The organism is Aureimonas sp. CAS, assembly GCF_059838215.1.
Genome location: NZ_CM187563.1, coordinates 2,396,712 through 2,409,782, shown reverse-complemented (window position 1 = coordinate 2,409,782; position 13,071 = coordinate 2,396,712). Strand labels below are relative to the sequence as shown.

The following is a 13,071-nucleotide window of genomic DNA, read 5'->3' as shown; positions in this document are numbered from 1 at the left end:
CGAGACCTCCCTGGCGTCCGGCGGGGAACGGTCCCGCCTCTGCCTCCGACGAGAAGGGACTTAGCGTCGCTTCGCACGCCTTCTACAAGAGGGAAGGTCTCCGAACCGTTCATTCGCGACGAAATTGAAGAGGAAAAGCGGGCGGAGACGACGCTCCGCCCGTCCTGCCGCGCTCAGACCCGCCAGATGTCGCGCGCATATTCCCGGATCGCCCGGTCGGCCGAGAACCAGCTCATCCGGGCGGTGTTGCGGACCGCGATCGTGTTCCAGGCCGCCTGGTCGGCCCAGAGCGCGTCGAGCCTGCGCTGGGTGTCCCAGTAAGCCTCGAAGTCGGCCGCGATCATCCACCAGTCGCGCGTGCGCACCGCATCGACGAGGCCAGCATAGCGGTTCGGTTCCTCCTGGCAGAAGACGCCGGAGGCGATCGAATCGAGCGCCGAGCGCAGGAGCGGCTGCCCCTCGATCACCGACTCACCCGTGTGCCCGTGGCGCCGCCGCTCGGCGACCTGCTCGGCGGTGAGCCCGAAGATGAAGATGTTGTCGGCGCCGACATGCTCCTGCATCTCGACATTGGCGCCGTCGAGCGTGCCGATCGTCAGCGCCCCGTTCAGCGCAAACTTCATGTTGCCCGTGCCCGACGCTTCGAGGCCCGCCGTCGAGATCTGCTCGGAGATGTCGGCCGCCGGCATGATCGTCTCCGCGAGGGAGACGTTGTAGTTCGGGATGAAGACGACCTTCAGGAGATTGCGCACCGCCGGGTCGGCGTTGATGACGCGCCCGACGTCGCCGGCCAGATGGATGATCTGCTTGGCCGCCGCATAGGAGGGCGCGGCCTTGCCGGCGAAGATCTTCACGCGCGGCGTCCAGTCGATCTCCGGGTGCGCCCGGATCCGCTCATAGAGCGCCACGGCCTCGATGATGTTCAGGAACTGGCGCTTGTACTCGTGGATGCGCTTCACCTGGATGTCGAAGATCGCGCTCGTGTCGATTGAGGTCGCCAGACGTTCCTCGATGATCCGGGCCAGACGCTGCTTGTTCTCCTGCTTGACCGCCGCGAAGCGCTCGCGGAACGCGGCATCCTCGGCGAAGCGGTCGAGTTCGGAGAGCTTTTCGACATCGTCCTCGAAGCCCGCCCCGATCGTCTCGCGCACGAGGGAGGCAAGGCCCGGATTGGACTGCAGCAGCCAGCGGCGCGGGGTGACGCCGTTGGTCTTGTTCTGGATGCGCTGCGGATAGAGGCCGTGGAGATCGCGGAAGACGGTCTCCTTCATCAGCTCCGTGTGCAGCGCCGAAACGCCGTTGACCGTGTGCGAGCCGACGAAGGCGAGCTGGCCCATCCGCACGCGCCGGCCGTTGTCCTCGTCGATCAGCGAGATCGCCGACACCGTGCCGCCGTCGAAGCCGCGCTCCTGGCGCGCCTGCCGGATCACCTCCGCGTTGATGGCGTAGATGATCTGCATCTGGCGGGGCAGAAGGCGCTCGAAGAGCTGCACCGGCCAGGTCTCCAGCGCCTCGGGCAGGAGCGTGTGGTTGGTGTAGGAGAAGACGCCCTTGGTGATCTTCCAGGCCGTGTCCCACTCGAGCTCGTGAACGTCGACGAGAAGGCGCATCAGCTCGGCGACCGAGACCGCCGGATGGGTGTCGTTCAGCTGGATCGCGACCTTGTCCGGAAGGTTCGTCAGATCCGGATGATGAGCGAGGTGTCGCCGGATGATGTCTTGGAGCGAGGCGGAGGAGAAGAAGAACTCCTGGCGCAGCCGCAGCTCCTGTCCGGCCTGATGCGAATCGGCCGGGTAGAGGACGCGGGTGATCGCCTCGGCCTTGTTCGACTCCACCAGAGCGCCGACATGGTCGCCCGAATTGAACGCGTCGAGCAGGATCGGGTCGAGCGCGCGCGCGCTCCACAGGCGGAGCGTGTTGACCTTGGCGCCGCGCCAGCCGACGACCGGCGTGTCGTAGGCGACGGCCAGAACGCGCTCGGCCGGGCGCCAGACGTAGCGGGTGGGGCGGCCGGCCTCCTCCAGCGTCGCGACCTTGCCGCCGAAGCCGACCTCGTAGGAGCGTTCGCGGCGCTCGAACTCCCACGGATTGCCGTGTTCGAGCCAGGTCTCGGGCAGCTCCACCTGCGCCCCGTCGACGATCTCCTGCCGGAAGAAGCCGTGGACGTAGCGGATGCCGTAGCCGAAGCTCGGGATGCCGGTGGAGGCCATGGATTCCATGAAGCAGGCGGCGAGGCGGCCGAGGCCGCCATTGCCGAGCGCGGCGTCCGGCTCCAGAAGCTCGACGAGGTCGAGCTCGACGCCGTACCGCGCCAAAGCTTCCTGGATCGGTTCGGTCAGGCCGAGATTGGACACTGCGTCCCGCAGGAGCCGCCCGATCAGGAACTCCATCGAGAGATAGCAGACGCGCTTGGCCCCGGCCTCGGTCGCCTCGCGCGACGAGGTCAGCCAGCGGTCGATGATGCGGTCGCGGACGGTGAGGATCGTCGCCTCGGTCCAGTCGTGGAGCCGGGCGGCGTCGGTCGTCTTGCCGATCGAATAGGTGAGCTTCTCGACGATCTCCTGGGCCAGCGTGTCCGCGTCGTTGCGGCGCGGCTCGGACTTCAGGGCCTTGCGGGCTGGGGAAGACGTATCAGACATTGGCGGTCCGGTTCCTGCGTTCGGCGATGGCGGAAAGAAGCCCGAGGGTCGAGCCGTCCCTCGTCCCCGGCTCGGCTTCGCCGCGCACGACCGGGAGAAGGCCGGTCGCGAGCTCCTTGCCGAGCTCCACGCCCCATTGGTCGAAGGCGTTGATGCCGAAGAGCTGGGCTTCGACGAAGACGCGGTGTTCGTAGAGGGCGATGAGCCGCCCGAGGGCGAAGGGCGTGAGCTTCTCGTGGAGGATGGTGATCGACGGGCGGTCGCCCGAGAACTCGCGGTGGGGCGCGATCCGCTCGGCCTCTTCGGGCGAGCGTCCCGCATCCAGAAGCTGCCCGCGGGCCTCCTCGAGCGTCCGGCCCTTCATCAGGGCTTCGCTCTGGGCGAGGCAGTTGGCGAGAAGCAGATCCTGATGCTCGGCGAGGTCGGCCTCATGGGCCACCGCGCCGACGATGAACTCGACCGGGACGATGTCGGTGCCCTGGTGGAGCAATTGGAAGAAGGCGTGCTGGCCGTTGGTGCCGGGCTCGCCCCAAACCACCGGGCCCGTCGGCGACGACACGCGCGCGCCGTCGAGGCCGACATGCTTGCCGTTCGATTCCATGTCGAGCTGCTGGAGGTAGGCGGGAAGGCGGGCGAGGCGCTGATCGTAGGGGATGATCGCGCGGGTCGGGCGCCCCTGCGCCACGCGGTGCCACCAGCCGGCGGCGCCGAGCAGGACCGGCAGGTTCGCCTCCAGCGGCGCCTCCCGGAAATGGCGGTCGAGCGCGCGGGCGCCGGCCAGGAAGTCGCGGAAGCGGTCCGGGCCGATCGCGATCATGATCGGAAGGCCGATCGCCGACCAGAGCGAATAGCGTCCGCCGACCCAGTCCCAGAAGCCGAAGGTCCGGTCCGCGCCGATCCCGAAGGCCGAGACCTTGTCGAGTGCGGTCGAGACCGCGCAGAAATGCGCCGCCACCGCCTCTTCGCCGAGGGCCTCGGCGATCCAGCGGCGGGCGCTCGCCGCATTGGTCATGGTCTCGATGGTCGTGAAGGTCTTCGAGGCGACGATGAAGAGGGTGGTCGCCGGGTCGAGCCGTTCCAGCGTGTCGGCGAGGTGCGCGCCGTCGACGTTGGAGACGAAATGGGCACGCGGTCCGTCGTGATAGGGCGCGAGCGCGAGCGTCGCCATGGCGGGGCCGAGGTCCGAACCGCCGATGCCGATGTTCACGACGTCGGTGATGGCCTTCCCGGTCGAACCGGCCAGCGAGCCCGAGCGAATGCCCTCCGCGAAGGCCGACATGGCGCTCAGCACCGATTCGACCTCGTCGCCGACCGGCTCGCCGGCCACGGCGAACCCGTCGCTCGGCTCACCGCGCAATGCGACATGCAGGACCGCGCGGCCTTCGGTCGAGTTGATCCTGGCGCCCGCGAACATCGCGTCGCGCTTCTCCTCCAGCTCCTGGGTCCGCGCGAAATCGAGGACGGCGTCGAGGTCGGAGCGGTCCCAGGCGATCTTGGACAGGTCGAGCAGAAGGTCGTCCAGCGTGAAGGACAGGGCGTCGAAGCGCGACGGGTCGTCGCGGAAGCGACGCGCGATGCCGCGTCTGGCGGCCTCCGCGCCTCGTTTGACGAGACTGTCGTGCGGGAGATGATCGCCGGGCTGTCCGTTCGGCATTTCGTTTCCTCTCGATGCCTTCTGCGCCGACCGTGATGCTGCATCGCGGTCGGCCGGTCGAGTATCTAAGAGGAATTCGAAATCGTGAAGGCCACGTCACCGAACGCCAGCCATGCGCGGTCGCAACGTTGCGCGGTGCCCGCGGACGGTGCAGCGGCGGAACCGGGGCGGTGCCCCGTCGCCGCCGTTTCTAGAATTCGCGTTCGTAGAAGACGCCGACCTCGCCGCCGCCCTCGGCGTTGACCGCGCCGCGCGCCCGCACATTGGTGCCGAGCTCCAGATCGATCGACACGCGGCCCGTCGTATCGACGCCGATATAGGTGTTGTCGTTGATGTAGCGACCGACGCCGACCGCGGCCTGTCCGTCGGCGGTCGTGCGGATGTCGATGTCGTCGACGCCGAGCTGGCCGCGCAGATTTTCCAGAAGGCCCGAGGAGCCGCCCGCGCCCGCCAGCTGCGCGGCCGCGTCGGCGAGCTGTGCGATCTGAAGCGGCGAGAGGTCCGTCGTCGCCTGGCCGAAGATCAGGCGCGCCAGAACCTCGTCCTGCGGGAGCTGCGGGGTGGAGGAGAAGGCGAAGCTCGGATCGTTGGCCGGCCCGGTGATCGCGATGCTGACGGTCACCTCACCGGCCTGCGACGTCGCCAGAACGTCGAGCGTCGGGATCAGATTGCCGGTGAAGGAGAGCGAGGCGCGTTGGAAGTCGAGCCGCCGCGACAGGATCTGGAACCGCCCGCGCTGAAGATCGAAGGCGCCGACGATCGAGAGGTTGGAGGCCGGGCCGGTGATCCGGATCGAGCCGCCGAGCTCCATGTCGATGCCCCGGCCGCGCACGAAGACGCGGGCCGGCGCGTTCAGCGTCAGGTCGAGGTTGATGCCGCCGGCCTGGCTGCCCGTCTCCCCCTGGTCCGGATTGATTTCGGCCTGCTGCCGCAGGACGGCCGGCGGCGCGTTGACGTGACGCACGCCGAGCCGCTGGAAGGAGGTGGGCAGATTGTCCGGCACGGTGACGTTGATCTCGCGCGCGTTGATCGTGCCGCCGAGCGTCGGTGTCGCCGTCAGCGGGCCGGTCAGCGTCAATTGCGCGTCGAGAACGGTCGCGAGGAGCTCGCCGTCCGTGTAGCGGCCTTCCACCACCTGGATCGAGAGATCGGACTGGAAGGGCGCGGAAAGGCCGATCGAGCCGGAGATGCCGATCGTGCCGCCCGAGTTCAGCTGGGCGGTGAAGGACTGGACCGTCGCGGTCTGGCCGGAGAGCGCGATGGTGGTCGTGATGCCGTTGACCACGACGTTCGAGCCCGTGTCGATGAACTGCGCGCCCGCGGTCGAGACCGTGCCCGTCACGTTCGGCTGCGCGGCGTTGCCGGACACCTGCGCGTTCACCGCGACGGTGCCGTTGATCGACCGGCCGCCCTCGGCGAGGATCGGGTTGGCGAGCGCCAGCGGCGCCGTGCCGTTCAAGGACAGGTCGAAGCTCGGCGTACCCGCCACGTTCACCGAGCCGGACGCCGAGAAGTCGATGCCCGAACCCGAGAGCCTCAGCGCGTTGAGGTTCACCGCGTTGCCCGCGTAGGTGCCGTCGGCCGCGATATCGAGCGCGCCGACGCCGAAGTCGCGCGTCTGCTGGACCGAGAGCGAGGAGGCGGTGACGTCGTAGGTCACGCTCGGATTGGTGATCGAGCCCGAGGCCTGGACCCTCCCGCCGATCGTGCCGCTGGCGCCGAGATCGGGCACGGCCGCATTGGCGAGCGAGGCGGGAATGTTCGCCAGCGTCACATCGACGTTCAGCTGCTGCCCGACCGTGCCGGTGGCGGTCACCTGCCCGCCGCCCTGGAGGTCGATCCGCGCGGACTGGAGCTGCGCCGTGCCGCCCGAGTAGGAGCCGACGGCGACGGCGTCGAGGGGAGGGGCGCCGAAGGCGCGCGCCTGCGCCGCCGAGACGTTTGTCGCCGACACGTCGAACTGCGCGGCCGGGTTGGCGAGGGGACCGGATGCCGAGACGCGGCCCGACAGCGTGCCGGTCGCGCCCAGCCCGTCCACGAAGCCGTCCGCGAGCGCCAGCGGCAGCTGGTTCACGACGAGATCGACGTCGAGAAGGTCGCCGATCGTGCCCGCGAGCGAAAGCGAGCCCGACCCGACCTGGACGGTGCCGGTCTCGATGCGGGCCGTACCGTTCTCGTAGGCGCCGCGCGCCACGGCATCGAGCGCAGGCACGTTCGCCTGGCGCGTGCGGGCGAGCGAGACGCCGTCGGCGGAGACGTCGAACGTGGCGTTCGGCGCCTGGAGAGAGCCCGTGGCCTGCGCCGTGCCGGACAGCGTGCCCTGCGCGCCGAGATCGGGCTGTACGGCATTGGCGAGCGCGACGGGAAGATTGTCGAGAACGAGCGAGAGGTTCAGCGCCTCGCCCACCGTGCCCTCGGCCGTGAGGCGGCCGGTGTCGGTGTCGATCTCGGCCTGCCGGAGGGTCAACGTGCCTTCCGCATAGGTGCCTGCGAGGTCGAGGGCGACCGTCTGGACGCCGGACGCGGAAAGCGGCGCCGCCGAAATGTTCGAGCTGGTGATCTCGAAGCTTGCCTGCGGGTTGGCCGTCGAGCCCATGGCGACGGCGTTGCCCGAGATCGTGCCGGCGGCGCCGAGGCCTTCGACGAAGCCGTTTGCGAGGCCGACCGGAACGTCCGCCAGATCGAGTTGGAGATTGAGGTCGCGCCCGACGCTGCCCGTCGCCGAGATCGACCCGTCGCCGATGTCGGCGAGCGCCTGATCGAAGCGCACGGTTCCGTTGCGGAGCGCGCCGGAGACGTCGAGCGTGATCGGCGCGATGCCGGCCTGCGCGATGCGCGCGGCCGTGATGCCGCGCCCGTCCACGTCGAAGACGATGACGGGGTTGTCGATGCGGCCCGTCGCGCGCGCCGTGCCGTCGATCGTGCCGGAGGCGTCGAGCCCGTCCACGAAATCGTTGGCGAGCGCCACGGGAAGCGCGGCGAGTTCGAAGTCGAGCGCCAGCGTCTCGCCGATGTCGCCCGAGGCGCGGATCGCGCCCTCTCCGAGATCGATCGTCGCCTGATCGAGCGTCGTGACCGCGTTGCGGTAGCGGCCTTCGGCGAAGAGTTCGATCGTGTCGAGGCCGGCGGCGCGCGTCTGGCTGGTCTCGATCGCCGAGCCCGACAGCGTGAAGTCCGCGCGCGGGTTCGCCGCCGGACCGGCGGTCCGGAGCGTTCCGGTCAGGAAGCCCGAAGCGTCGAGCCCCTCCACGAAGGGATTGGCGATGGCGAGCGGGAAGGCGTCGAGCGCGATGTCGAGATCGACGCCTTCGCCGACCGAACCTGCGACGTTCAGCGAGCCGCCGCCGACCGTCAGCGCCAGCGGCTCGATATTGGTCATCCCGTTTCCGACGACCACGGTCGCGGGCGACTGGAGCGCGAGGTCGGCGTTCTCGATCTCGGCCGTCAGTTCGCGCAGCGCGAGGCGGATGCCGGTCTCGATGAAGGCGAGGTCGCCGAGGAAGGCGATCGGAACGCCGTTGACGTTGACGCCCGCGTCGATGACCGTCTCGTCGTTCAGGTTCGACAGGTCGATGTCGAGGTCTTCGACGGTGTAGGCGCCGGCTTCCAGGCTCGACGCCGCGAGCGTGCCCGACGCTACGGGGCGCAGGAGATAGTCCGTCAGGCGCAGATCGACGGCGAGGCCGGAGAGAGTGGCTTCCGCCACCGTGATGCCGGCCGAGGTGAGGTCTATGTCGGCGACGGGCAGGCCCGCCGGGTTGGTCGCGAAGGCGGCGTTGCCCGAAAGATCGCCGGAGGCGGTCTGCGCGAAGAGGGCGGCGAGCGTGGAGAGGTCCGGCGCGTCGATCCGCACCTCGCCTGTCGGGACGTTCTGAGACGAGAGGACGATCTCGCCCTCGATCGTGTTGTCGCCTTGGTTGACGAGAAGGTTGCGCAGCGCCCGCTGGCCGTCGCCCAGCGTCTCGAAGTCGGCGGTCACCTGCAGCGGCTGGTTGTTGTAGCTGCCCGAGGCCTCGATCGTGCCGTTCGGCGCGTCGGGCGCGAAATTGCCCTGCACGCGCGCGTCGAGATCGGTCAGCTCGCGGCCGCCGACCACGAGGTCCGCCGCCGTCAGGGTCAGGTCGATGTCGGGGGAGACGAGGTTGCCGCCGGCCGTCAGCGAGAAGTCGGCCCGCCCTTCGAGGGCGGTCGCTTCGTTGGCGGACTGGTCGAGCGAGCCGGTCAGGTTCGCCGAGAGGGTCTCACCGGCCAGCGAAGCCGAACCCTCGACATTAAGCCCGTCGCCGGAGAGGCGCAGATCGCGAGCCCCGAAATTCCCTTCCGCGTCCCGCGCCACCGCGCCCGACAGCGACAGGCGCTCGCCGGCATAGGTGGCGAGGTCGTCGGCCAGAGCCGCCGAGCGCACGTCCGCGTTCAGGCCGAGGTCGAAGACGGAGAAGTCGAGCGCCGCGCTGCCATTCACGGCGGCGTTGGCGGTTGCGGTCGAGACGCGCGTCTCGCGAAGCGTCAGTTCCGCTTCGGTCAGCTCGCCCGAGGCGGAGAGGCCGATCGGGCCGGTGAGGATGTTGCGCTGGACGCCCTCCGGCGCGCTGGCGCTCGCCGCGTTGGCCGTGATCTCGAACGGGCCGGTCACGGCGTTGAGGTTGAAGCCGGGCGTCGAAAGGCTGGCGTTGAGCCCCTGCGCCCCGTACTCGCCGAAGCTCGCCGTGCGCAACGAACCGGTCGCCTCGACGGCGGCCGAGGAGAGCGCGCCGCGAAGCGTCGCGTCCAGGGCGGAGATTTCGAGGCTGGTGCGCGAATCGCCCGAGCCGAAGCCAAGCGGCACCGGGTTGCCGGAATCGGTGGCGATGGTGACGCGCAGATCGTTGCCCGATCCGTTCGCATCGTAGGTGCCGAGCACGGTCAGATCGAGATCGCCGGAGACGAGCCGACCGGTGTCGATCACGATCGCGTCGTCCTGGCGAAGGAGCACCGCGAGGTCGAGTTCGGCGGTCTCCCCGACGACGTCGACATACTGCTCGGGCACGAAGGGCCCGGTGATGGTGGAGATGTCGGCGGTGACGCGCCGCCCGTCCGCACCGTCCGCGACGGTGGCCGAAAGCGTGATGGCCGAAGCGCCGTCGATGTCGAGCGACCCTTGCGCGGCGAAGTCGTTCAGCGGACCGGTGCCCGAAACGGTCAGCTCGATCGGCGGCGTGCCCGGAAGGTCGAGAAGGCCGGCGACGATGCCGCCCGCTGGCTCGGACGCGTTCACATCGACGACCAGCCGGTTCTCGTCCGGCGCGAAGGCGAGCTGGAGATCGATCTGACCGCCCTGGTCGAGGCGCTGGATGTCGGCCGAGCTCGCGAGTTGGACCGGCTCGTTCGACAGCTGCAGCGAGGCTTGCGCGGACAGGGTCGCGGCGGTGCCCGCGACCGCCTCGCCGAGGACGAACTCGTCGATCGCGATGCGCTGGATGTCGGCGGTGATGTTGGGAAGCTGGAAGCCGCTCGAGGGCTCCGCGTCCGGGTCCTGGGGCGCCGAACCCGGCAGGCGCGTCAGCGTGATCTGGCCGGCGGACAGGTTCTGAACCTGCACGTTGGAGCGCGCGAGCGCCAGCGGCGACCAGTCGAGCGCGAGGTCGCTCGCGGTCAGATAGACGCCGTCCGCATCGGAGACGGTCACTTCCTCGATGCGCAGCGCGCCGGTGAGCGCGCCGGACAGACCGGTGATTTGCACCTGCGCGTTCTCGGTCGAGATCAGATTGGCGATCTGGTTCGCGACGAACTGCTGCGCGTTCGCGGGTGCGGCGGCGGTCGAGACGAAGCCTGCGGCCAGCGCGACCGGGGCGAGGGGGCGGAGAAGCGAGCGCATCAGAAGGCCTGTCCGATGCCGGCGTAGAACTGGAAGGATCCGTCGCGCGGGCCGGGGTCGAGCGGTATGCCGACATCGACGCGGATCGGGCCGAAGCCCGTGATGTAGCGGGCACCGACGCCGGCGCCGAGGCGGAACTCGGAGAAGTCGGGGAAGAGGTCGTCGGAGACAGCGCCGCCGTCGATGAAGGGCACGATCTGGATGTTCTCGGTGATCCCGATGCGCAGTTCCGCGGAGGCTTCGAACACCGAGAGGCCGCCGGTCGGGGTGTCGACGAAGAGCGGGTTCTGACCCAGCGCCGTGTCGGCGACGGACGGGAAATACGGGCCGATCGACTGGAAGACGTAGCCGCGCACCGAGCCGCCGCCGCCGGCATAGAAGCGCCGCGAGTTCGGCATGTCGAGAAGGTCCGCTCCGACGATCGTGCCGAGGCCGGCGCGTCCGGCCAGGATGAAGCGGTTGTCCTCGTCGAAGGACAGGTAGGCCGACGCGTCGCCGCGCGCCTTGAAGAAGAAGGTCGAGTTGTTGGCGTCGAAGGACGGCTCGCCGAGAAGCTGGACCCGGAAGCCTTCGGTGGGGTTCAGCGCGTCGTCGCGCGTGTCGTAGGTGTAAGTCACGGGCGCCGAGGCGATCAGGAAGTCGTCGGTGCCGAGGAAGTCGGTGATCTCCTCGTATTCCAGGCGCAGGCCGGCGATGACGCTCTGGACCCGGTCGATCCGGTACTCGACGCCGCTGGTGCCGAAGATCGAGAAGCGGTCGTAGGCGAGGGGCTGTTCGCGCAGGACGCCGAGCGAGCCGATATAGACCGAGTCCGGTCCGAGCACGCCGGGTTTGCGGAAGGTCGCGGAGGCCCGGTAGTCGATGCCTTCGATGTCGCGGCCGTTGCTGGAGACCTCGTTGGCCCCGATGCGCGAGACGGCGCCTTCGAGGCGGATCGACTCGGCCTGCCCGAAGAGGTTGCGGCGCTCGTAATAGGCGTTGACCCCGGCGCCGTCCGTGTTCGAGAGGGTCGCGCCCGCGCCCAGCGTGTTGAAGGGGCGTTCGGCCACCTCGACGAGCACCGGAACGGTGCCGTCCGGCTCCTGCGCGTCGGCGATCTTCACGTTGACCGAGGAGAAGACGGCGAGATTCGTCAGCCGCTCGCGCGCCCGGTCGATATCCTCCGGCGAGTAGATCGTGCCAGGCTGGATGCCGGTCATGTAGGCGACGAAGCCGGGGCGCACGGCCCGCGTTCCCGTCACGAAGGTCTGGCCGAAGGGCACCGGATCGCCGGGCGACAGTTCGAGCGCGTAGTCGACGGTATTGGTGTTGTGGTCGGCGACGACGTCGCGCCCCGTGACCGCCACGAAGGGCCGGCCGGTTTCGCGCTGATCGCGGAAGATCTGGTTCTCGGCCGCCAGAATGCGCACGGAATCGGCCGGCGAGCCCGGCGTCAGCTCGTACTGCGCCGGATCGATCCGCTGGCCGTCGTCGGTGGACAGCGCCACCCGGCCGATGGAGAAGGCCGGACCGGGCTGGACGAGGATCGAGACGGGGACCGGACGGGTCGTGTCGAACGCGGTGTCCGGCGCGAGGTCGGCGATGTCGCGGCCCTCGATGCGGATCGTCACGAGACCGCCGTAGCGCGAATTCTCGAAGAGCGCGGCGACGAGACGCTGGCGGTCCGTGCGGGCGCGCGACAGGAGGCCGAGCGAGCCGGAAACCGGCTCGTCCTCATCCGCCACGAGGATGGAAGCCGAGCGGAGCGTGTCCTCCAGATCGTCGACCGGTGGCGAGACCTGCAACGAGACCGTGTAGTTCACGGGATCGACGATCGCCTCGTCGGGCTCCTCGTCGCGGCTGAACAGGCCGAACGGATCGAGGATGCTGCGGAGCTGTGCCTCGGCAGCGTTCGGAAACGCGACGGACGCAAGGAGCAGGATCGCTCCCGCTCGCAGGGCGAGGGCCTTCGGATCGGTCGGCAATGGACGGCTTCTCTTGTCGGACCCCCGGATGCTTCGGCGAGGATGCATCCGGACCGGCTGTCGCCGGCACCTGAATCCCCTGGCCGCGGACGGCCCGCACCCCCCGAAGCGTGCTTGCACGCAAGGATGCCGTCAAAGGGCGCCGATCACAATGGTGCAATCGTCAGGTTGAAGGACGATAGAGGGGCGAACCCTATTCCGCATGGCTTTTGTGGGACTTGCGCCACACCGCTCGCCTGCGGCGGGAAGTCGCGCCCTCTGCTGCGGCGCAACACATCGCGCCTGCCGCCGGGCCTTGCGAGCGCCGGTGCGGCGTTGCAGTCTCAACTTTGGAACGGGTCGAAAGAACGGCGCGGCGGGCTCGTCGCCTCTGCCAAGCGCCGCGAGACCCCGAGGGCTCGCGCTTCCTTACGGAAGCGCCCGCGAGGAGGATTCGATGAGCTCAATTTCCCTGACCGTGAACGGGCGCAAGATGTCGGGCGAGGCCGAGGACCGGACGCTCCTCGTTCATTTCCTGCGCGACGATCTCGGCCTCACGGGCACGCATGTCGGCTGCGACACGTCCCAGTGCGGCGCCTGCATCGTGCATGTGGACGGCAAGGCCGTGAAGAGCTGCACCATGCTCGCGGTCCAGGCCTCCGGGGCCTCCGTCACCACCATCGAAGGCATCGCGCAGGGGCAGGACCTGCACCCGGTGCAGGCGGCCTTCAAGGAGCATCACGGGCTGCAGTGCGGCTATTGCACGCCGGGCATGATCATGACCGCCGTGGACATGATCAACCGCCACGACGGGCAGCTCGACGAGGCGACGGTGCGCGAGGAGCTGGAGGGCAATCTCTGCCGCTGCACGGGCTACCACAACATCGTGAAGGCGATCCTGTCGGCGGCGGAGGCGATGCAGGGGCAGGCCGCGCAGCCGATCGCCGCCGAGTAGCGACGCCGAGCCGTCGTCAGACGAAC

5 protein-coding genes are annotated in these 13,071 nt (G+C 69.2%); 1 reads left to right on the top strand and 4 read right to left on the bottom strand.

The features are described 5' to 3' along the window. Positions 1-173: 173 nt before the first annotated feature. The 4 genes from AC6R2M_RS11590 to AC6R2M_RS11575 form a co-directional block, all read right to left on the bottom strand. Positions 174-2,639: a glycogen/starch/alpha-glucan phosphorylase gene (locus tag AC6R2M_RS11590; RefSeq protein ID WP_500482284.1), complete on the bottom strand. Its 2,466-nt coding sequence runs from the start codon at positions 2,637-2,639 to the stop codon at positions 174-176. Continuing rightward, entirely contained in the window at positions 2,632-4,293 is a 1,662-nt protein-coding gene (pgi, locus tag AC6R2M_RS11585; protein WP_500482282.1) for a glucose-6-phosphate isomerase, read from the bottom strand. Before pgi ends, AC6R2M_RS11590 begins: the two co-directional genes overlap by 8 nt. Before the next feature lie 190 nt (positions 4,294-4,483). Continuing rightward, positions 4,484-10,147 carry a translocation/assembly module TamB domain-containing protein gene (locus tag AC6R2M_RS11580; protein ID WP_500482280.1) on the bottom strand — a complete coding sequence of 1,888 codons (5,664 nt, stop codon included), beginning with the start codon at positions 10,145-10,147 and terminating at the stop codon, positions 4,484-4,486. Continuing rightward, positions 10,147-12,111 carry an autotransporter assembly complex protein TamA gene (locus AC6R2M_RS11575; RefSeq protein ID WP_500482278.1) on the bottom strand — a complete coding sequence of 655 codons (1,965 nt, stop codon included), beginning with the start codon at positions 12,109-12,111 and terminating at the stop codon, positions 10,147-10,149. Before AC6R2M_RS11575 ends, AC6R2M_RS11580 begins: the two co-directional genes overlap by 1 nt. 436 nt (positions 12,112-12,547) lie before the next feature. Between AC6R2M_RS11575 and AC6R2M_RS11570 the strand changes: the two genes are divergently transcribed. Further along, positions 12,548-13,045 carry a (2Fe-2S)-binding protein gene (locus AC6R2M_RS11570; RefSeq protein WP_500482276.1) on the top strand — a complete coding sequence of 166 codons (498 nt, stop codon included), beginning with the start codon at positions 12,548-12,550 and terminating at the stop codon, positions 13,043-13,045. The last annotated feature ends 26 nt before the right edge of the window (positions 13,046-13,071 follow it).